The sequence below is a fragment of the Caballeronia sp. GAWG1-1 genome (genome assembly GCF_023631465.1).
Lineage (GTDB): Bacteria > Pseudomonadota > Gammaproteobacteria > Burkholderiales > Burkholderiaceae > Caballeronia.
The window spans coordinates 12677-33556 of sequence record NZ_JALQDB010000038.1; the positions used below are offsets into that span (position 1 = coordinate 12677).

Annotated in this window: 20 protein-coding genes; 11 read left to right on the forward strand and 9 right to left on the reverse strand. The window is 59.7% G+C overall.

The features are described 5' to 3' along the window. Positions 1–69 precede the first annotated feature (69 nt). Both NCT03_RS27820 and NCT03_RS27825 read left to right on the forward strand, forming a co-directional pair. A complete protein-coding gene (locus tag NCT03_RS27820; protein ID WP_250494696.1) occupies positions 70–1302 on the forward strand; it encodes an MFS transporter in 1233 nt (410 codons plus the stop codon). Next, positions 1299–2552 carry an arsenic transporter gene (locus NCT03_RS27825; protein ID WP_250494697.1) on the forward strand — a complete coding sequence of 418 codons (1254 nt, stop codon included), beginning with the start codon at positions 1299–1301 and terminating at the stop codon, positions 2550–2552. Before NCT03_RS27820 ends, NCT03_RS27825 begins: the two co-directional genes overlap by 4 nt. Before the next feature lie 109 nt (positions 2553–2661). Here the strand turns inward: NCT03_RS27825 and NCT03_RS27830 are convergent, their stop codons facing one another. Beyond that, positions 2662–3555, reverse strand: a complete 894-nt coding sequence (locus tag NCT03_RS27830) for a LysR family transcriptional regulator (RefSeq protein WP_250494698.1) — start codon at positions 3553–3555, stop codon at positions 2662–2664. A gap of 106 nt (positions 3556–3661) precedes the next feature. Here NCT03_RS27830 and NCT03_RS27835 point away from each other — a divergent pair, with 106 nt between their 5' ends. Both NCT03_RS27835 and NCT03_RS27840 read left to right on the forward strand, forming a co-directional pair. Then, the gene (locus NCT03_RS27835; RefSeq protein ID WP_250494699.1) at positions 3662–4087 is read left to right on the forward strand and encodes a (R)-mandelonitrile lyase; all 426 of its coding nucleotides are present in this window, start codon (positions 3662–3664) and stop codon (positions 4085–4087) included. Next, positions 4087–5070 (forward strand): aldo/keto reductase, encoded by a 984-nt coding sequence (locus NCT03_RS27840; RefSeq protein ID WP_250494776.1) that lies wholly within the window; start codon positions 4087–4089, stop codon positions 5068–5070. The genes NCT03_RS27835 and NCT03_RS27840 overlap by 1 nt, the downstream gene beginning before the upstream one ends. A gap of 12 nt (positions 5071–5082) precedes the next feature. On the opposite strand, the gene NCT03_RS27845 is transcribed toward NCT03_RS27840, so the two are convergent. Continuing rightward, on the reverse strand, positions 5083–5787 hold the full coding sequence (locus NCT03_RS27845) for a hypothetical protein (RefSeq protein ID WP_250494700.1): 705 nt from the start codon (positions 5785–5787) through the stop codon (positions 5083–5085). Next, positions 5781–6659: a LysR substrate-binding domain-containing protein gene (locus NCT03_RS27850; protein WP_250494701.1), complete on the reverse strand. Its 879-nt coding sequence runs from the start codon at positions 6657–6659 to the stop codon at positions 5781–5783. The genes NCT03_RS27845 and NCT03_RS27850 overlap by 7 nt, the downstream gene beginning before the upstream one ends. Before the next feature lie 100 nt (positions 6660–6759). Between NCT03_RS27850 and NCT03_RS27855 the strand changes: the two genes are divergently transcribed. After that, entirely contained in the window at positions 6760–7353 is a 594-nt protein-coding gene (locus NCT03_RS27855; RefSeq protein ID WP_250494702.1) for a LysE family translocator, read from the forward strand. 36 nt (positions 7354–7389) lie between these two features. Here the strand turns inward: NCT03_RS27855 and NCT03_RS27860 are convergent, their stop codons facing one another. Next, positions 7390–8745, reverse strand: coding sequence for an MFS transporter (locus NCT03_RS27860; protein ID WP_250494703.1), 1356 nt, complete (start codon positions 8743–8745; stop codon positions 7390–7392). Between the two features lie 456 nt (positions 8746–9201). Between NCT03_RS27860 and NCT03_RS27865 the strand changes: the two genes are divergently transcribed. Next, positions 9202–9954, forward strand: a complete 753-nt coding sequence (locus NCT03_RS27865) for a sugar phosphate isomerase/epimerase family protein (RefSeq protein ID WP_250494777.1) — start codon at positions 9202–9204, stop codon at positions 9952–9954. Further along, entirely contained in the window at positions 9944–10813 is an 870-nt protein-coding gene (locus NCT03_RS27870) for an alpha/beta fold hydrolase (protein ID WP_250494704.1), read from the forward strand. Before NCT03_RS27865 ends, NCT03_RS27870 begins: the two co-directional genes overlap by 11 nt. A gap of 97 nt (positions 10814–10910) precedes the next feature. Here the strand turns inward: NCT03_RS27870 and NCT03_RS27875 are convergent, their stop codons facing one another. Continuing rightward, a complete protein-coding gene (locus NCT03_RS27875) occupies positions 10911–11819 on the reverse strand; it encodes a LysR family transcriptional regulator (protein ID WP_250468233.1) in 909 nt (302 codons plus the stop codon). Positions 11820–11913: 94 nt separating this feature from the next. Between NCT03_RS27875 and NCT03_RS27880 the strand changes: the two genes are divergently transcribed. From NCT03_RS27880 to NCT03_RS27890, 3 genes are all read left to right on the forward strand, one after another. Then, the gene (locus tag NCT03_RS27880) at positions 11914–12687 is read left to right on the forward strand and encodes a 3-ketoacyl-ACP reductase (protein WP_250494705.1); all 774 of its coding nucleotides are present in this window, start codon (positions 11914–11916) and stop codon (positions 12685–12687) included. 53 nt (positions 12688–12740) lie between these two features. After that, positions 12741–13496, forward strand: coding sequence for an alpha/beta fold hydrolase (locus NCT03_RS27885; RefSeq protein WP_250494706.1), 756 nt, complete (start codon positions 12741–12743; stop codon positions 13494–13496). A gap of 179 nt (positions 13497–13675) precedes the next feature. Further along, positions 13676–14434, forward strand: coding sequence for an alpha/beta fold hydrolase (locus tag NCT03_RS27890; protein ID WP_250494707.1), 759 nt, complete (start codon positions 13676–13678; stop codon positions 14432–14434). Positions 14435–14484: 50 nt separating this feature from the next. Here NCT03_RS27890 and NCT03_RS27895 read toward each other — a convergent pair whose 3' ends face one another. The 3 genes from NCT03_RS27895 to NCT03_RS27905 all read right to left on the reverse strand — a co-directional run bounded on the left by NCT03_RS27895 (position 14485) and on the right by NCT03_RS27905 (position 18930). After that, positions 14485–15717: a GNAT family N-acetyltransferase gene (locus NCT03_RS27895; protein WP_250494708.1), complete on the reverse strand. Its 1233-nt coding sequence runs from the start codon at positions 15715–15717 to the stop codon at positions 14485–14487. 107 nt (positions 15718–15824) lie between these two features. Then, a complete protein-coding gene (locus tag NCT03_RS27900; RefSeq protein ID WP_250494709.1) occupies positions 15825–16607 on the reverse strand; it encodes a GNAT family N-acetyltransferase in 783 nt (260 codons plus the stop codon). 769 nt (positions 16608–17376) lie between these two features. Continuing rightward, positions 17377–18930: a sensor histidine kinase gene (locus NCT03_RS27905; RefSeq protein WP_250494710.1), complete on the reverse strand. Its 1554-nt coding sequence runs from the start codon at positions 18928–18930 to the stop codon at positions 17377–17379. Positions 18931–19456: 526 nt separating this feature from the next. On the opposite strand from NCT03_RS27905, the gene NCT03_RS27910 reads away from it, so the two are divergent. Beyond that, positions 19457–20131: an HAD family hydrolase gene (locus NCT03_RS27910; RefSeq protein WP_250494711.1), complete on the forward strand. Its 675-nt coding sequence runs from the start codon at positions 19457–19459 to the stop codon at positions 20129–20131. 77 nt (positions 20132–20208) lie between these two features. Here the strand turns inward: NCT03_RS27910 and NCT03_RS27915 are convergent, their stop codons facing one another. Further along, positions 20209–20727, reverse strand: coding sequence for a Dps family protein (locus NCT03_RS27915; protein WP_244830484.1), 519 nt, complete (start codon positions 20725–20727; stop codon positions 20209–20211). Between the last annotated feature and the right edge of the window lie 153 nt (positions 20728–20880).

Below are 20880 nucleotides of genomic sequence, written 5' to 3' on the forward strand. Positions count from 1 at the left end.
TCGGGGATCTGCACGCTTCATCCGACGATGGTTACCAAAGCCTGAACCACCTGAAGGGGTGATCGCCCAATGAATCCTCTCTACGCGCTGGAAGGCCTGAACTTCTTCATGGCCGATGTGCAAGCCGGCATCGGACCATTTCTCGGGGTCTTTTTGCAGGCTCAGGGCTGGCATACGGATGCTATCGGAACCGTGATGACGCTCGGCGGCATTGCGGGGATGCTCGCGACCTCGCCAGCGGGCGCACTCGTCGATGCCACGCGTTACAAGCGCGGCCTGATCGTCGTGGCAGGCGTGATGACGACGCTCGCCTCGCTCGTGCTATGGGTATCGCACGATTACTGGATGGTCGCCGCCTCGCAGATTCTCACGGCGGTGACGGGCGCGGCGCTGGGTCCGGCGGTGGCTGGCGTCACGCTCGGCATGGTGCGCGAACGCGGTTTCGACCGCCAGTTCGGGCGCAACCAGGTGGCCAATCACGCAGGCAATGTCGTGGCTGCGGCGCTTTCTGGGTGGCTCGGCTGGCGTTTCGGCTTCGGCTCGGTGTTCGTGCTCGCGGGCTTGTTCGGCGCGATGACCGTGATCTCCACGCTCCTGATCCGGCGAGATTCGATCGATCACGATAGTGCGCGCGGGCTCGGCGCTTCGTCCTCGAAGGAGCGCGAGCACGCGGGCGGCTTTCGCATGCTGCTCACGTGCAAGCCGTTGCTGCTGCTTGCCGCTTCACTCGCGATGTTCCACCTCGGCAATGCGGCGATGTTGCCGCTCTATGGCCTTGGCGTCGTCGCGGCACACAAGGGCGATCCAAGCGCCTTTACCGCGCAAACCATCGTCATCGCGCAACTCGTGATGGTGGCCGCCGCGTTTTTCGCAAGCCGGATCATTCAACGTATCGGTTACTGGGGCGTGATTCTCATCACCTTTCTTGCACTGCCGCTGCGCGGTCTGGTCGCGGCGATGTTCATCAACGCCTGGGGCGTGTGGCCCGTGCAGGCGCTGGACGGCATCGGCGCGGGGCTGCAAAGCGTGGCCGTTCCCGCGCTCGTCGTGCGCTTGCTACAAGGCACGGGGCGCGTGAATGTCGGGCAGGGCGTGGTGATGACCGTGCAGGGAATCGGCGCGGCGCTCAGTCCGGCGCTCGGCGGCATGCTCGCCCAGCACTTCGGTTATAAGGTTGCGTTTCTCGTACTCGGAGCCGTGTCCATCGGCTCGCTCTTGTTGTGGCTATTCTTTGGCAGCGCGCTCAAGAAGGCATGCGGCATCCATCGCGATTCTGCCAACGAACCCTCTCTCGCTACATGAATCCGATTTTTCTCTCCTGGGGCATCGGGCTTGCCGCGACTGCCGGCGTCATCCTGCGTCCCTTCAAATGGCCCGAGGCGATCTGGGCGGTCACGGGCGCCGTGTTGCTCGTCGCGCTCGGGTTGCTTCCGCTGAATCTCGCGTGGCAGGCGATAGGCAAGGGAAGCGACGTCTACCTGTTTCTCATCGGCATGATGCTGCTCTCGGAACTCGGCAGGCGCGAAGGCCTGTTCGACTGGATCGCGGTGCTTGCCGTGAACCATGCCAAGGGCTCGCCCCGAAAGCTCTTTCTGCTCGTGTATCTCGTTGGTGTCGTGGTGACGACGTTCCTTTCGAACGATGCCGCCGCCGTCGTGCTCACGCCCGCTGTTTTCGCGGCGGCGAGGAAGGCGCATACGAAGCCGTTGCCGCTCTTGTACGTGTGTGCGTTCATCGCCAACGCGGCGAGCTTCGTGTTGCCGATTTCAAACCCGGCGAATCTCGTGCTTTACGCGAATCACACGCCCGCGCTGGGCTCGTGGATTACGCGATTTGCCTTGCCTTCGGTGTTGTCGATCGTTGCGACGTATTTCATGCTGCGCTGGACGCAGCGCGACGAACTCGCTGGCTCGTGCGCTCGCGATCTGAACGTCGAACCGCTCAGCGCGAACGGCAAAGTGACGCTCGCGGGCATCGGCGTCACGGCGGTGGCTCTGCTCACCGTCTCCGCGTTCGACATGCAACTCGGCCTGCCCACCGCGATCCTCGGCGTCGGCACCGCTTTGGTGGTGCTCGTGAAAGAACGTCAATCTCCGGTCGAGCTGATGAGCGAGATATCGTGGAGCGTGCTGCCGCTCGTGGCTGGCCTCTTCGTGCTCGTGGAGATGCTGGCGCATACGGGCGTCGTCGCGGCGCTTTCGCATTTGCTGGCGCTCGCGTCGCAGCAGAATCAGACCGTGACGCCGGCGGTGTCGGGCGTGGTCATCGCGCTCGGCAGCAACGCCATCAACAACTTGCCAGCGGGTCTCATTGCAAGCGCGACCGTGCTGCAAGCACATAGCCCCGAACGCGTGATCGATGCGTTGCTGATCGGCGTGGACCTCGGTCCCAATCTCTCGATCACCGGTTCGCTGGCGACCATTCTCTGGCTCTCTTCCATCCGGCGCGAAGGCGAGGAAGTGAGCTTCATGCAGTTCCTGAAGGTCGGTGCGATCGTCATGCTGCCCGCGCTCTTGTTGAGCCTCGGCGCGCGGCTCTTAGTCGGAAATTGAGCTCAGGCATTCGGAGACAAACAATGAGCAGCGCGTGGCTAGTCACGCTCCTCACGAGCAGCCGCTCAACCTCGACTGACCGAGTTCGGGCACACGGGTCGCTGCGAACCTATACGCCGCGACGCAGCGCATCGGCAACGACGACGAACGCAGGAGTCGGCTGACGTCGGCTGGGATAGTAAAGATGAAAGCCTGAAAACGACGGGCACCAGTCAGGCAGCACCCGCAAGAGCGCACCGCTTTCGATCTGCGATAAGACCCGCTGTTCGGGCACGAAGGCGAGACCCACTCCCGCAAGCGCGGCTTTCACGGCCATCGTCGCGCTATTGAAGACGAGTTGTCCCTCCACGCGCACGTTCAACTCGCGTCCGCCTTTCTTGAACTCCCACGCATAAATGCCGCCGGCCGTCGGCAGCCGGATGTTGATGCAGTTATGCGCCGTCAGGTCTCGCGGTGTCTTCGGCTTCGGATGCGCGGCGAAATAGTCGCGCGTGCCGACCACGGCCATGCGCACGTCGGGACCGATGCGCACCGCAACCATGTCCTTGGCCACTTGCTCGCCGAGCCGCACGCCCGCATCGAGCCTCTGTTCGACGATATCCGTGAGTCCGTTGTCGATGACGAGTTCGATCCTGATGTCCGGATAGTCGGGCAAAAGCCGTTCTATCACCGGCCATAGCAGCATTTCCGCCGCGTGTTCTCCAGCAGCGATGCGCACGGTGCCCGCCGGCGTATCCCGCAAGGCGGTGAGCGCGCTTAGTTCGGCCTCGATCTCATCGAGCCTGGGACCGACCGACTGGATCAGCCGTTCGCCAGCTTGAGTCGGCGATATATTGCGTGTCGTTCTGGTCAGGAGGCGAAGGCCCAGCCGTGCTTCGAGATTGCGCACCGTCTGACTCAGCGCAGACTGCGAAACGCCAAGCTTCGCGGCCGCCTTCGTAAAGCTGCCCTCGCGGGCGACAGCGAGGAACGCGGTGATATCGGACAGATCGGAACGTGCCATGATGATTTATAAGCCTGGCTTCTAACTTCATGCCGATTTTAGCTCTTTATCGCAGGAAGTCGCGTTGCTACATTGAACGTCGAGATAACTATTGCAAGGAACGCACATGCGGATCATCGAATGCGGCTCGCAGCCCTCGGCGACGGGCCCAACTGAATATTTCACCGGAACGGTGAGGATCGACGCGCCGTTTGCGGGCGACGAACCCGCGCGCATCGGCGGCGCAACGGTGACGTTCGAACCAGGCGCGCGCACCGCGTGGCACACGCATCCGCTGGGTCAGACGCTGATCGTGATCGCGGGCCGCGGATGGGTGCAGCGCGATGGCGGACCCATCGAGGACATCAGAGCGGGCGACATCGTCTGGATTGCGCCCGGAGAGAAGCACTGGCACGGCGCGACCGCCACCACGGCAATGACGCATATCGCCATTGCCGAGAAGCTCGACGGCAGTCCCGTCGACTGGATGGAAAAGGTCACGGACGAGCAGTATCGCGGCGGCGTGCCGGCAAACGACGAAGGAGTCGCATGATGAACCGACGTATCCTCGGGAAGAGTGGTCTCGAAGTATCGGCAATCGGCCTTGGCTGCATGGGACTGAGCTTTGCCTACGGCCCTGCAACGGAGAAGGCCGATGCGATCGAACTCATCCGCTCTGCCTTCGAGCAAGGCGTGACTTTCTTCGATACAGCCGAAGCCTATGCGCTAGGCGCGAACGAAACACTGCTAGGCGAGGCACTTGCGCCGTTCCGCGATCAAGTCGTGATCGCAACGAAGTTCGGTTTCGAGGGCGGCGACGTGCAGAAGGGCGTCAACAGCAAGCCGGACAACATTCGCGCGGTGACGGACGCGGCGCTCAAGCGGTTGCGCACGGATCGCATCGACTTGCTTTATCAGCATCGCGTCGACCCCGAGGTGCCAATGGAAGACGTCGCGGGCGCCGTGAAGGAGCTGATTCAGGAAGGCAAGGTCAGACATTTCGGCATGTCGGAAGCGGGCGTCGAGTCCATTCGCCGTGCGCACGCCGTGCAACCGGTTGCGGCTTTGCAAAGCGAATATTCGCTATGGTGGCGTGAGCCCGAGAAAGAAATCCTGCCGCTGCTCGAAGAACTCGGAATTGGCTTCGTGCCGTTCAGTCCGCTCGGCAAGGGTTTTTTGACGGGCGCAATCGACGCGAGCACTGGTTTCGATCAAACCGATTTTCGCAATGTCGTCCCGCGTTTCTCGGAAGAAAATCGCAAGGCAAATCAGGCGCTGGTCGACGTGGTCAAGCAGATCGCCACGAGTCTGAACGCGACGCCCGCGCAAGTCGCGCTCGCGTGGCTGCTCGCGCAAAAGCCGTGGATCGTGCCGATTCCCGGCACGACGAAGCTGCATCGACTGAAGGAAAACATCGGTGGCGCTTCCATTGAGTTGACGGCGGACAATCTGCGCGATATCGATACGCGGCTCGCGAATATCATCGTACAGGGTGAACGCTATCCCGCACATTTGCAGGCGCGTGTCGGCAAATGAATCGCCTGCCGATCAGCCAAGCCGATGCCATCGACCCGTCTCCGGGCACACATCGGCTGGCGCGCCGTCGAACCACACTTGCTCGTCATCCAGTTGCGACGAGCTCGCGCCATCCACATCGAACTCCACTTGCAGTGCTTGTGCCACGCAGGCGTTTTCGATCGGAAGTTCCCAGCTCAGGAACACTTGAACGTAGTCCTCGTCGGGCGCGAAGTCGGACACGTTGAAGCTTTCGCTATCGCGTTGAATGACGCCATGAGGCTGGCCCGTATCGAAGATCATGGCGGTTCCACGGGTCAACGGAATGCGATGACTCGCGGCGGGGAAATGCACGTCCAGACCCTTGTCTTCGCTCAGAAAAAGATTGCAAAAAGCCGCGCCGCCATATTGCGCTCCGTCATGATGGTATCTCGCGCCACGACAGGCCATGAGCGCTATGTCGCTGGCGGCGAGCACGCCGGGTAGTCCGAGCGCGTTCGTCCAGTCGACGATAGCTCGCACGCAGTGCTTGTAGTCCGTCCAGCGCGCGCGAGTTCGCGCCAATGGCATGACCTCGACATCGCCGGGTTCGAGAACGAGCCGCGACGTCGCTTCTCTCTGCCAATCGGCGATGAGACTTGCAGGCGGCTCGGGCAAGTCGAGTGTGGTCGACAAAACGATGTCGCTCACGCGTCGGCTGCGGATGGCATCGCCGCTATGAAAAAAGGAAGTCAGCATGTCTCGAACGGGAAGGCGACATCCTCGCGCATCGACTCGCGCACGCACGTTGCAAACTCCAGCGCGGCAGGCTGGATCGATTGCGGCAATTGCAGACAGATGGCGAATGGCGGAAGGGCAGGCAAGCCGGACTCATGAAGCGCAAGCCTTTCGAGGTCGCTGGGTACGGTAAAGGCGAGCCATGCGGTGATCGCAAGGCCCGCCCGCACGGTGGCTGCGGTCGCCTCGATGTTGCCGCTCTCGAACACCGTGCGCCAGGCGATGCCTTCGTCCGCGAGCGCGCGCAGCACCATCGGACGGAAGGCGCAGCGTTCGTCGACCATCGACAGCGGCAATGGGCGCTTGCGCCACGCTTCACTGCCGCGGCCCGTCACCCACACGAGCGGCTCGATGCGGATCACTTCGCCTTCGGCCTCGCTCGCAACGTATTCGACGAGCGACACATCCACCAGACCGCTGTTCAACGCGTTGCGCAGTTCGCGTGATGCGCCGCATACCAGCGAAATTTCCACGTGCGGATGAGCATCGGCGAACGATTTCATCGCGGGCGCGAGCGCGGTGACGAGGTCGTAGGGCACGCCAACGCGAAGGCTGCCGCTTAACGACTGCCCGGTCATGTCGGACCAAATATCGTCGTTGAGCCGCATCAACTGGCGCGCCTTCACGAGGAACTGTTCACCCTTGCGTGAGAGTTCGAGCTTGCGCGTCTTGCGCACGAACAAGAGGCAGTCGAGCAAGTCTTCAAGCCGTTTGACTTGCTGGCTGATGGCGCCTTGCGTCATGTGCAGCCGATTCGCGGCAACGGTCATGCTGCCGCTGTCGGCCACGGTGACGAAGGTGCGGATGAGATCGAGATCGAAGTTTCGAGGCATCGACGCATTATGCATCGTAATGCGCGCCATCAAGATTTTTGGTTTTGCTGATGCGTGGGCGATCAGTAGAGTGCAAGTCTCGATACCCGCACGCATGTTCATGGCCCCGCTCAACCTCCCGCTTTTTCTCTTCGCAGTCGTCGCGACCATCACGCCCGGCGGCGCCACCACGCTTGCCACCGCGTCTGGAGCGCGCTTCGGCTTCATGCGCTCGATCCCGTTGATGCTCGGCATCGCCATCGGTCTTGCCGTGCTCGGCGCGTTCGCCGCACTCGGGCTTGCCGGTATCTTGCTGGCGATGCCCGCGCTGCAAACCGCCGTGAAAGCGCTTGGTTCCGCGTACTTGTTGTGGCTGGCATGGCGCGTCGCCCGAAGCGGACCGCCGAATGAGAACAGCGGTCCCGCGCGGCCGGTCACGTTGATCAATGGCATGCTGCTCTTGTGGCTCAACCCGAAAAGCTGGGCGATGACCGTCGGCGCCGCGGCGTCCTTCGCGCTAGCAGCGGACAGTCCCAACCGGCTTGCGATTCTCCTCGGCGCGGCCTTCGGCGTTGCGGCATGCGGGTCGCTCGTATTGTGGTGCGCGCTCGGTGCATTGCTTGCACGGTTGCTTAGAACGCCGCGTCATTGGCGCGTGGTCAATCTTGCGATGGGTTTGCTGCTGGCCGCATCCGTCTTGTCGATCTGGAGATGACGATGCAGCGCCTTCGGCCAGCAGCAGAGCCCATCATCAATGCATGGTGGCGTCGCGCAACACCGGCGCTGCGTTCCCCCGGCCGCGGCCTTGGACATACGCAGCGACGATGGCGATTGCAATCGGCACCGTCAAGAAGAGGAACAACTGCCCGAAGTTCCACTTGAAGCTCAGAAGCACCGCACCGACCGACGCACCGGAGATGGCACCGAAGCGGCCGATGCCCGTCATCCAGCTCGTGCCTGTCGCTCGAATCTCCGTTGGGTAGTAGCTCGCGTCCATCGCCGTCCAGCCGGTGTTCGTGGAGTTCGTGCAATAACCGAGCAGGAACACGAGCGTGATGAGACCGGCTAGCCCGACGTTCATCTGCGACACCGCCACCGTGAAGACGAGCGCCCCGAATAGTGTCGCGATCATGACCTTGCGCGAATCGAAGCGATCCATCTCCCAGCCAATGACGATGTTCCCGAGCGTGCCGCCCACTTGCATCATCGCGCCGACGAGCGCCGCGTCAGCCAGCGAGAAGTTGTTGTCCTTGACGATAATCGGCAGCCAGCTGTTCAGGAAGTAGACCGTCATCAAGTTCATGAAGAGCCCGACCCAGAGCGCGAGCGTGACCGTGGTATGCGGTTTCGACACGATGAGGCGAATCACGCCCTTGCCGGCGTGTTCGCGTTCGGGCGTCACGAAGCCGGTCGAACCGTTTACCGTGCCGGGCTGAATTTCGTTGATGATCTTCGCAAGCGCCGTGCGTCCCTCGTGCTTCAGAGCTAAAAACTTCGCGGATTCCGGCAAAACGAAGAACAGCAGAACCGCGAAGAGAAGCGGCACGATGCCGCCGACGACCAGTATAGAATGCCAGCCGTGAGTCGGCACGAGATAGCTTGAGAGGAAGCCGCCGCCCGCCGCGCCAAGCGTGAAGCCGCAATAGATGACCGTTACCATGACCGAACGATGCTTCTCCGGCGCATATTCGCAAGCAAGCGTCGCGGCGTTCGGCTGCGATGCGCCGAGGCCGAGTCCAGTCAGAAAACGCATCACCGAAAGCACTTCGATGTTCGGCGACCAGGCCGAGGCGAGACTCATCACGCCGAAGAAGACGACCGCGGCGATGATGACCTTGCGACGGCCGAAGCGGTCGGCCAACGGACCCCCCGTCAGCGCGCCGATCGCGAGGCCGAATAGTCCCATGCTCAACACTGGCCCGAGCGCGGCCCGGCTGATCTTCCAGTCGGCGATGAGCGCGGGTGCGATGAATCCCATCGCGACCACATCGAAGCCATCGAGAATCAGGACGACGAGACCCAGCAAAAGGATCTTCCAATGAAAGCCGCTGAATGGCCTCGTATCCAGGAACTGCTGGACGTTCAATTGCTTCACCGCACTGCTCATCGCTGTCTCCTAGTGTCGTGATTGTTGCGACGCTGCCTCAAGCAGACGAGGCATGTATTCGATGCAGTCGACGATGACCTTCTCATCGTCCTCATGAAACGCGAATGAGCACATGTCGAGGCTGCGTCTTTATCGAAGCGATCCTCTCTGTTTAAAGTTTAAGCCATTGGAAGTCAACGATTTTTATCCATGAGTTCTTGTATGGAAACAAACGAGGGTTTTTCCCGAAGTGCCTGCTGTCCAGTTGGTTCATGCATCAGGTGATTTTTTCCAGAGAAATGACGCCAAATCTCATGAGCAGCAAGCTAGACTGCTTGTTCCTTTAATGAAACACGTTCACAATTGAGTTCATTCCAACTTCGGCTTGAGGAAGGCATGCAAAAACTCGCGCGATCCTTTGGAGGCAGCACCTTCTCATTCATGTGGGAAGAGACGGCGCTTGGCGCCATGCGAAAGATGCAGGAGATCGGCCTGAACGACTTCGATGCGTTGGTCGTACCCGGTCATCTTTGGCCGGATGAACTATCCACTGCCGATAGATCGAGTCTTGCCGGTACGCTGCGAAGCGAAGGCCTTCGGATCGAATCTTTGAACCTGCCTGCGCTCGATCTGAATCTGGTAAGCCGGGTCGAGCCGTTCAGGCAATACTCCCTCGATCTCTACATCGACACGATGCAACTCGCTTCGGACTTGGGCTGCGGGGCAATCGTCGTCGTGCCGGGCAGGGTGTCTTCGCTCTTTCCTCCGCCGAAAAAGGACACCGAGCTTCTGCTGCGCGATAGCCTGGAGCAGCTTCTGCGCGTGGCGGAACGTCTCGATCAGAAGCTTTACGTCGAGCTTCATCCGCAAACGCCTATTCCCACGACCGCCGCGATGCTCGCCTTTTTCGATGCTCTGCCGCACGAGAGGCTGCTGATCGCCTATGACGTGTCCAACGCCGAGTTCGTCGGAGAAGATCAGGCCGATGCAGTCAGGCAATGCGCGGCACGCCTTGGCCAGTTGCACCTGTCCGACGGCACACGCAGTCAATGGCGCCACGACCGCGTGGGTTTGGGCTCGGTGCGCTTCGACGAGATCCTCAAGGCTCTCAACGACGTGGACTTCTCCGGTGTCCCGGTTCTGGAGATCATCTCTTCGACGCCACTGGACGATCTGCGTGCGTCCGCGCAGAGCCTGAGCGGTAGGCAGGAGCCTCACCATGACCGATGACAACACGTCGCTGTGCTCCCATCGCCTGCATGATGCTCGGCTGGCCTACCGGCGTGGCGGAACACCCGACGGCAGGCCGACGCTGCTCTTGCTGCACGGATGGCCGCAAACCTCATGGGCATGGCGGCGCGTCATGCCGCTGTTGAGCCGTGACTTCGATGTCATCGCGCCGGATCTTCCGGGCTTCGGCGATTCCTCGAAGCCCGAGTCCGGTTTCGACAAGAAGACCATCGCTCGCAGATTGCATGATCTGGTCGAAGCGCTCGGCGTGAGGCAAGTGGCTATCGTCGGGCACGATCTCGGCGGGCACGTGGCCTATGCATATGCCGCTCAGTGGCCGGAAGCGGTCAGCCACTTCGTCTTCGTCGAGAGCAGTCTTCCGGCATTCGGGCAAGAAGAGGCCATGGACGTTTCGCGCGGCGGTAGCTGGCATTTTGGTTTCAACATGGCCGGGGATATTTCAGAGTCGCTCGTGAGCGGCCGCGAGTTTCTGTTCGTCGATCACTTCGTGCATCGGGAGACGGTCGGCGTGTTCGATGCCGACTCGATCAGCCGCGACGACATTGAAGTCTATGCGCGCGCATTGGCGCGACCCGGCGCTTTGCGCTGTTCCTTCAGCTATTACCGCACGCTACCGCTCGATAGAAAGGACAACGCGGTCTGGGGACGTTCGCCGCTTCAGACGCCGTGCCTCGCCATCGGCGCGCAATGGGGATACGGACCGGCATCGGCCCACACGTTGCGTCGCGTGGCATCGAACGTGACGGAGAGGCTTATCGACGATTGCGGTCATTACGTGCCGGAAGAAAGACCTGCGGAATTCGCCGATGCCGTGCGGCAGTTCGTTCTTCAAAGATAGCGCACTGTCCGTTGCGCGCCTATCGATGGATTGGATAAGGCTTATCAAGCGGGCTTTATGGACACCACTTCACTATCTGCCGATACTCGACTCAAGGTTACGATGACGTCGAATCTTCGAGAAAGAGATCTGCCACGACGGAACGCAGCCATCGATGCCCCGCGTCGTGATGGTTACGCGAATGCCAATGCTGTTTCACCACATAAGCCGAAAGATCGAACGGCAATGCGAACGATCGAATCGATTTTTCCTTGAGCATGAGTACGGCAAGTCGTGATGGGATCATCGCGACGAGATCGGTGCGAGCCGCAATTTCAGCAACGCCGAGGTAACTGGGTACTTCGAGCATGACCCTTCGCGTGAGACGCATCTCGCGCAAGACACGGTTGAGAATGGAGTGACCCGTGCCCGATGGCGTAACCGCGATGTGTCCTTCCGCCAAGAACTCGGCGACACTCGGCCGGCTGCTGAGTCTTGGATGATCCGCAGCGATGATGCCGATATACGTTTCTTCCATCAGCCTCTGTTGATAGAAGCCTTCGTTGAGTTGAGGCATGTAGCCGATAGCAAGTTCGACTTCGCCAGTCTGCATCAAGCCAGCCGTTTCGTCGGCGATATGACTTATCGTCAGTTTGACCTCGGGCGCAATCGAACGCAGCCGGTTGAGCCAGCGAGGCAGCAACACGTTCTGTGCAACGTCGGTCAATGCCACATGAAAGTCGCGATTGGCCAGTGCGGGGTCGAATTGGGTCTGGTACTTCGAGACGACCTCGAACGACGCAAGCAGGTCGAGCACTCGTCCGTAGAGGTCGGTGGCAAATGGCGTGGGTTCCATCCCATGAGGGAAACGCACGAAGAGTGGATCGCGATAGTGCTCGCGCAGCTTTGAAAGATTGAACGAGATGGTCGGTTGCGAGAGACCGAGGTTGACTGCCGTCTGCGAGACGCTGCCCGTCTTGTAGGTCTCCGCGAAGACGGTGAGCAGCTTGACGTCGATGTCTGACATTGTCTTTATCCGATCGATAGGTTCGAAGCACCGGACGAGATTAGCATTCGAAACCGATGGTCGACGAACAACATGAACCAGCCAGGGAGATTGCATGAAGCGTAACGCGCCAGTCGCGATGGTCACAGGCGGTCGAAGAGGCATTGGCCGAGGCATTGTCTGGCATCTCGCGGATGCCGGATTCGACATCGTCATCAACGATCTGTGCGATGACGACGCCATGCGGGAAACCATCGCGGGAGTCGAAGCAAGAGGCCGCAAATGGGCGATGGCGCTGGGCGATATCGCCGAGCTGAACGAGCAGGACGACCTCGCTGAACGCGCGTGGTCCGCGTTCGGACGCATCGACACGCTCGTCAATAACGCTGGCGTGTCCGTGCTTTCGCGCGGTGACCTGCTCGATGTCTCGGTCGAAAGCTACGATCGCAATCTCGACATCAACCTGCGCGGTCCCTTCTTTCTGACGCAGCGGATTGCGCGTCGAATGCTGGATGAGCCTGATTCGAGTTTGTATCGATCCATCGTGTGCATTTCATCGACGAGCGCGGAAACCGTCAGCATCAACCGTGGCGAATATTGCATCTCCAAAGCGGGCGTCTCGATGATGGTCAAGCTCTTCGCCACGCGTCTTGCCGAGCATGGCATCGCCGTTCACGAGATTCGTCCCGGCATCATTCGCACCGACATGACGTCGGTTTCGGCGGCCAGTTTCGACGAACGCATACGTGATGGACTTACGCCGATTCGCCGATGGGGCACGCCCGACGACATCGGACGCGCGGTCGCGACGCTTGCCATCGGAACGTTCGCCTTCTCGACGGGAAGCGCCTTCGAGCTCGACGCCGGGATGCATATGAATCGTTTGTAGACCAGCGTGCATCGACATCACTCGCGATTAAATACATTCCCAGGAGCGCGCATATGAAGCAAACCATCGTGTTGATACACGGCGCATGGCATTGGGGCGGTTGTTTTCAGAAGGTGGCCACGTTGCTTGCAGCGCGCGGACACTCCGTCATCCACCCGGACTTGAAATCGCACGGATTCGATCCCGCAACCTACGATCAAGTCGAAGACATGGCCGACTACACGGCGTCCGTTGCCGCGTTGCTCGAAAGCGCGCACGAGCCTGTCGTGTTGCTCGGACATAGCATGGGCGGCGTGTCGCTCACTTATCTTGCCGAGAAATATCCGGAGAAGATCAGCAAGCTCATCTACCTTGCCGCGTTCATGACGCCGCCGGGTAAATCGGCGAATGATTACCTTCTATCTGAAGGCTATACGAACGATCCTTCGGTAAAAGCGCTCTTCGAGATTGTGAATGCAACGCCGGATGGCAAGGGCGTCGCGTTGAACGTCGATGACGTCCGCAAAGTGCGGTCGTCGTTCTATGGTGATTGCAGCGATCGAGACGTGGCCGTGGCCGCGGCCAACGTTGCCCGCATCAATGCCACGGCGCCTTACGCTGCGCGAATCGACACGACGAAGGAGCGTTATGGATCGATTCCGCGAGTCTTCATCGAATGTACGAAGGACCTCGCTCTTCCAATCGCGCAACAACGGCGTATGCAAGCCGACGTGCCGGGCGCCGAGGTCGTGACCATCGAGACCAGCCACTCACCATTCTTCTCGCAACCCGCGCAGCTTGCGGAAATCATCGGCGCGGCAATTGGCTAAGGCTTAAGCGTTCGCTTCTCAATTGATGCAATAACTCGATCCGGAGTATGCAGATGTTTTCAGAAGGACAATTCTCCCCAGACGTTCTCCCCGACGGGTTCCGGCATGACGCAGACATTGTCGGAGACGTGAAACTGCACTACGTGACCGGCGGAAGGCCCATTGGTACAGCGCCAATCATGCTTCTGATCCATGGCTTCCCGCAGAACTGGTGGGAATGGAGCCGCGTGCTCCTGCCGCTCGGCGAAGACTTTACTTTGATCGTCCCTGATCTTCGAGGCGTGGGCTTCTCGGACAAGACGGAAGCGGGCTACACGAAAAAGCAACTCGCGGCAGACCTCTTCGGTCTGGTGAGGAAATTCGGCGACGAGCCGCCCCATGTCGTCGGTCACGATATCGGCGCGATGGTCGCTTACGCCTTCGCATGGCAGTTTCCCGTGCGTTCGCTCACCGTGCTCGACGCGTCCATTCCGGGCATCGGCGATTGGGATGAGATCGCATCGAGCCCTTTGCTCTTTCACTTCTCGTTTCATCAGAAGCCATTCCTGCCGGAAGCCCTGATTTGCGGTGGCCGTGAGCGCATTTATATCAGCGCATTCATCAACGATCGAACCGATAACCCCGCTGCCATATCGGCGCGCGACATGGACGAATATGTGCGTGCCTATACGCATCCCGGCGCGTTCCGGGCGGCGATGGAGATGTATCGGCAATTCCCTCAGGATGTCATGGATAACCGCGCGGCGGCGCGGTTGCCGGCAAGCGTCCCGGTTCTCGCGTTGGGCGGCGAGAAGCGTTGGGGCCCGCACATGGTCAGCCGAATGAGCGCCGTCGCCGACAACGTGCGCGGCGGTTCGCTGCCCAAGTGCGGACATTTTCTCGCCGAGGAACAACCCGAATTGCTCGTCGCGGCGCTGAGAGAATTTTGCGAGCACTGACGAGCGCTGCGCGCTCGCAGCCGGTGAGCGAGTAGCGCCATCGCGCTAGCTCACTGCGCACTCATTCGCGAGCGCGTGAGACCTGCAACGCTTTTCCCCGGCAGCGAGGACGGAAACTTTGCCATGTCGGCATCGGCTGGCTGAACCGATCCTTGCACCTCGCTGCCATTCGCTCGCGACGCCTTCCACTCGGCCAGCTTCTTCAAGCAATCTTTCGCAAGGAAAGCGACTCGTCCCCACGGGGAGAGCGCGAGTTCGAAACTCGTGTTCTGAAGAACGTTGCCGCGACTCCAGTAAGCCTTGAAGGGTTCCGATCCGACGCCGAAATCGAGATCCATCTGGTTCTCCCATGCCCACTTGACGCAGCGCTCCATCATGATGGCGCCGGGCGAGAACTTGGCGAAGCTCGGATCGAAACCCGCGATCAGACCACTTGCGCAAGTCAGCGCCAGTCCGACCATGTTGGCGCACACCGGTGCATTGTCGAGGGTCATCACGAACATCAATGCCAACGACTTCCCACGGCTTCCATCGAGCAGATCGACCAGATAGTCGCGGTATCCCTCCGATTGCAGCCACGGGCCATCCTTGCCGTTTCGTTCGGCCCATTGCCGCTTTTGCGCGAGCATCCAATCCACCCATTTGCGATGCTCGCTCACATCCCGAGCGTCGAGCACCTTGATTTCAAGCGCACCCTCTTTCATGAAGCGGCGCTCCAGCGCGCCGGGCTTCTTCTTCGACAACGTTGAGAGCGTCTTGCAGTACGCCGTCCAGTCGGGTTCCCGGCGCAGGAGCGCCAGGGCCGAGGTGTCCTGTCTGGCTACGACGAGACCGCCGTGCCCCGACGCAAGACGGTCGAGCCGCGTGCCTTTGCTCACGTAGGGAATAGAAAACAGATCGATGCGGCTTCCCTTGCTGGCGGCCTGCCACGCAGCTTCGATAGCCGCTTCCGATCCGGTCGATGCGAGGATGCTCGTATGGTCGGCCGTTCCCGATGCCAGCGGCTCGAGGATCGTCCAGAGCGAGCGTCGGCGGCGCACCAGAGGCCAGACGAGCACGAGTTCTCCGCGCTCCCGATATACGATGCAATGCAAGCTACCGCCACGCGGCTTGGCTACTCGCGTCCAGCAGAGCCAGCAAACGTCGAATGACTGGTAATGATGTCCGCCTATACGGGACCATAGCGAGTTCCATTCGTCGCGGAGTGCAAGAAAGTTTTCCGGATCGCTGATGATGCTGATGCCAGTCTGCTGGCGTGTTGCATTGCCGTTCAGTCGCTGCATAACGTTGGCCGATTTGTTATTTTGGATTTACCGCTGCCATGTGCTTCCTTGCGGAAAACACAGACCCCGTTCTCTATGAAATGCTCGAGCGCACCCCTAGCGTTCAATCAAACCGTCGAGACGAACCAGTCCGATTTTCTCGGGCGAATCAGACGGCGGCCTGCCTTGGCCATCGACCAGACGGGACTATGCCGCTCGATCACGATGCGTGGCTTGAGCACGGGTTTGAACCCGCTAAGAAAGCGGAACGTGCTTGCGTTGGGAATGCCGTCGAAGTCGAAGGTCAACTGTCGTTTCATGGCGTCTTCGATAGCCTGCCAGACGAGCACGCTGATCGCACCGCCATGAGCATCCCGCGTGCGCGAAGACAGCATGTAATACGCGGCATGATTGTCGAAGGTGACGCCTATCGCGGCGACGAGCGCGCCGGTCGCGTCGAAGGCGCCAAGCAGATATCCCGCGCCGCGCTCGACGAATGCATCGACGAGCCGTTGCATCACGCTCGATCCATAGACATTCGAACGACTGCGTGCTTCGAGGTTGCTTTCGTAGAACCGGTTGAATTGCGCAGGTTCGAGTGGCTTCACGGTCACGAACTTCTGACCGGTACGAATCATATTGCGAGTCTTGTAATGCAGACCTTTCCAGAGTTCCTCGATGGAGCGATCGGCGGAGAACTGCAACGTGTATCGCGTCGACACGGTAAAGCCATTCAGGCCGAACGCAAGGGCATCTTCCACGCGCGGGTCGAAGATCTGATAGAAGCTGTGGACGTCGGGAATCTGCCCGATCAGTTCTTCCGTGATGCTGATGCGATCCAGCATCGCGCGCGTCTTATCGGTTTCATTGATCTTGAAAGCCGGTCCGAGCGTCCGTGTGAGCGGTGGCATTTGCGAGGTGCGCCAGAGTCCTTTGCGGCTTAGCGAGTACGGCATCTCGCCGACAATTTCGTCGCCGCGCCGGACTTTGGCTGACCGCCAATTGCCATCGGTTGCAATATCGAGCCACCACGGTTCATGAAAGACTGATCGAGGAGCGAGGGCGGCGCTTTCCGATTTCGCTTTTCTTTCTGGCAAAGCGGACGGCTTGGAGCTTTGTCGATCTTTACCTGCCAATCCACGGGGTGTCGATTCGTTAATGGACTTATCTGGCGCAGAAAGTCTTGTCTCGTCCGCATTGGGAGGCTTGGCAAGAATTGACGATTGCATTTGGTCAGAATGAGTTCTTTTAGTTTAGTGACGTGTCATGAAACAGCGACACCCCCGGTGAAATCTTTATACGCGCACGTACACTCACAGTCGGTGGACCGCGGGCATGCTCGCTTTGTTTTATTGAATCTCGACGCGCGTAGTGGACCGAATCCGCAATACGGCATTCGTCCAATCGGCTCCGCGCTAAATAGATGCTTACGGAATATTACGCGTGCGGGTTCAGGACTCTGTGCGCGACCAAACAATGCACGTCAGGAAAGCTCGGACAATTGCGTTGTCATGGCATGCAAGCTAGCAGGTCAGGGACCACGGCGCTGCTGCGAGCGTCGTAGGCGGCGCGCTGATGTAGCATCCCGCGTTCGCTGTGACAATCGACGGCCGATGAGGAATTTCACACCATCGCTAAGAGCAGCGTTGCGCTCTCGATCCATCGCTGGCCTGTCGCCCATCACCTCTTGGTGAACGTTACAACCAGTCGACTAAACGAAACCGATCTGTCGACCCGGACGCTGCCTCCAGACGCGCCACTGAACCTCTGAATCAAGCGGATTCCGAGACCGGTCCCGCTAGGCGTAGGAAAATTCTCTGGAAATCCGTTGCCTTCATCCTCGACCACTAACGTCAGATAACCCGTCTCGTCCGTCAGACCCACATGGATATGCCCACGACCGTACTTCAACGCGTTCATCGTCATTTCAGCCACGACGAGTCCCAATGTGGTCATCTGCGTCTCGCTCAACGAGACGCCTCTCGCATCGACCGAGATCGATCTGCCTGGGTCTAATTCGGCTATGTGATCGACCACGCCGCTTAGGTAATCCTGCGCATCGGTTTTCAAGGCGTTATCCGTCGAATACAAACGCTCATGTACCGATCCAATGCAATCCACTCGCGTGGCCGCTGCCTGGAGCTGATGCTTGACGGTTGCGTCTGCTGCCAAACTTGCCTGCAGCGAGAGAAGAGTCTGCACCAACTGGAGACTATTGCGGACGCGATGATGCACTTCCTTGATTGCCAGAGCCGAGTCTTCCAGCCTGGCTTCCTGCGATGAGACCATCTTGACGAGCGCGTCTTCATGCGAGCGCCATTCCGTGATGTTCCGCAGCACCATCAACGCGCCGGTAATGGCGCCGTGCTCATTGAGCACGGGGGAAATGGATACATCCCACGACTGCTCGTCACCGATGATGGCAGACGCGCTGCGCCCATCGACGCGCGTGGACTTCCCTGCAATGGCTGCGCGAACGGCCTGTGCAATGCGTGCTTGGTCATCGTCGTGCCATAACGCGGTGTGAGCAGCCCCGACGAGGTTGTAGCCTTCCTCGAATGCAAATGCGGATTGGCAGGCTTCGTTGGCAAATTCGATTTTTCCGTCCGTCGTCACGAGCAACACGCAGTCGGAACTCGCACCCACGAGTTGAGGCGAAAAGCGTTGTGCCGCGCCGAGTCCGTCCTCGGCCAGGCTCTGTTCCCGGCAGAAGGAAATGATGTTGGCGATAGCCGAAATGAACACCGCGTCGACGTCGGCAAAGGCATGGCTATGCGTGCTATCCACCTCGAGAATGCCGAACGGCTCTCCCATACCTTGAATCGGGACATTGATCGCGCTTTTGAGTCCATGCCGGGCCATGATTGGAGGAACGTTAAATCGCTTGTCCACGTCGATGTCGCCGCTTACGACGATGCGGCGCGTGAGGAACGCCGCGCCAGCAGGATTACTCGCTTCTGCTTCCACTGGAATGAGCCAATCCTCGTCGTCCCATCCAATACCCGCCGTCATGATGAGCGTGTGATTTGAGGCGACGTAGCGCAGCACTTTTGTATGCTGCGCATTCATTCCCTCGGACAGGACCCGGCATGCCTCGTCGAGCACCTTAGGGAAGTGAAGCAACCCGAAAGCCGTGGCGCCAAACGCAACTGCCAGCTCCTGTTGCTTGCGCAGACGTTGTGCAACCAGCTTCGACGATACCGACGCCGGTGTTCGCTGCGAATTCGGGGCCATGTCATTCCTCGACGAGATCAGTCTGCTCGAACAGTCTTATTGAAGGCGGTATGCCGGACGCTATCGCGGCAGTGTGTATTCTGGGGTCAAACCTCGATCTCCTGAATAACTTTTCGATCGACGGCCCGGCCGCGTCCCGAACGAGTGGCTTGGTGATTGTCAGTGAAAGCGACCGTCATGCGCAACCTCAAGGCGAATGAATGCCGCTTTTTTAGCGGCGCACCAAGCAAATCGGAGTGGATAGCAGTTGTGACGCATGCTCAGGCATCCATCGTGCGCAGCGTTAGGGAAGACCCCTGGCAAGCGTGAGCCTTTGGGGTTGGACCTAAGGATGCCGAACATCTAGCATCCGGGAAAACGGCTCAACTCACACTCCGACGCTAGTCAACATCGGCAAACTGCAAGCGCCCGCCCGCGTGCGCGGGTCATGTCGGATCTCGACAGGAAGGAAGGAGAGGCGCAGCCCGTCACGCGTTCGCATATCCAAGTAGCTTTTCAGTCAACCGGCATGCTTCAGGAATAAACGATGAAAACGGCCTTTATCTTCGATCTCGATGGAACGCTCGTCGACAGCGTCTACCAACACGTCTCCGCCTGGACCGAAGCGCTTGCGAGCGAGGGCCTTGCGCTGCCTGGATCGAGAATCCATCGAAAAATCGGGATGAGTAGCGAACTGTTCGCAGCGCAGATTTTTCGGGAGATCGCTGGCGAAACGTCGGCGGACTGCATTGATCGCGTAAAGCGTCGGCAGGGCGAACTGTTGAAGGAACTGTCGCCGCAGATATTGCCTCTGCCGGGCGCGCAGGCGTTGCTTGCTGCCTTGACCAAGGCCGATATACCGTGGGCCATCGCAACCAGCGGAAGCCCGGAAGCAACTGCGGCAAACCTCGAAAAGCTGGGCATCGATGCCAAAACGGCCGTAGTTGCAACCAGCAGCGAAGTCGAGCATGGCAAGCCGGAGCCGGATGTGTTCATGGCCGCAGCCAAGCAGCTAGGTGTTGCAATCGAATACAGCTATGTCGTCGGAGACAGCACTTGGGACTTGCTTGGCGCGCGCCGTTGCCATGCCTACGGAATAGGGCTGCAGTCGGGCGGTGTGGGCGAGGCCGAGCTGCAGCGGGCAGGGGCCTTGCACGTATTTGTCGACCCCGCCGATATGCTGGCTCACATGAGCGAGCTTGCAACCCATCCAGATAAGTGAACGAAGCCAGGCGGAAACAGGCTAACGGTCGCGTCCATGCCCTGTCGCACCGTGCGACCGTGCTTTTACCGGAGAACTCAGCGCGTATGACGAGTCGTTTCGAAGAGAAACCACACCCGTTCTTCGGTCTGATCGATCCAGTTCTCGAGCAGGCTCGCCGTTGCCACGTCATCCTTGTCGTCGCAAAGTTCGTGGAGTTCACGCATGAATTTGATCAGCAGTTCGTTATCTTGGCGCAATTCATCCAGCATCGCTTCGGGCGCGACGAACGCCTCATCGTTGTCACCTAGTCGTTTGAGCGAGGCGATTTGCCCAATCGAGCGCAAGGTCGTTCCGCCCAGCTTACGAGCGCGTTCTCCGACCGGATCGATCATTGCGAAGACCAAGGCGGCTTGATCGTCGAGCAAAAGGTGGTAATCGCGAAAGTGCGGGCCGCTTACATGCCAATGGAAGTTCTTCGTTTTGACGAACAAGGAGAAGACGTCCGCGAGAAGTTGGGTCAATCCTGCGGATACCTCCGTGCGGGCGTCGTTGCCGAGGTCGGTCGGGGTGGTCAGGTTCTTTTCGCCAGCGCGATTCGAGTCCGTCGTTGCCATCTTTAACTCCAGGAAAGTGTTTAGTGTCGTCTTGCAGGAGCCTTGGCGCAAACGACGTACCCAACCGGCTGCCAATCTCCCGAACATAAGAAGCGTGGCGACTCGCTTTCGAGGAGTCGGCATGGAACGCGTATGCCGTGAGACGGTTATCAC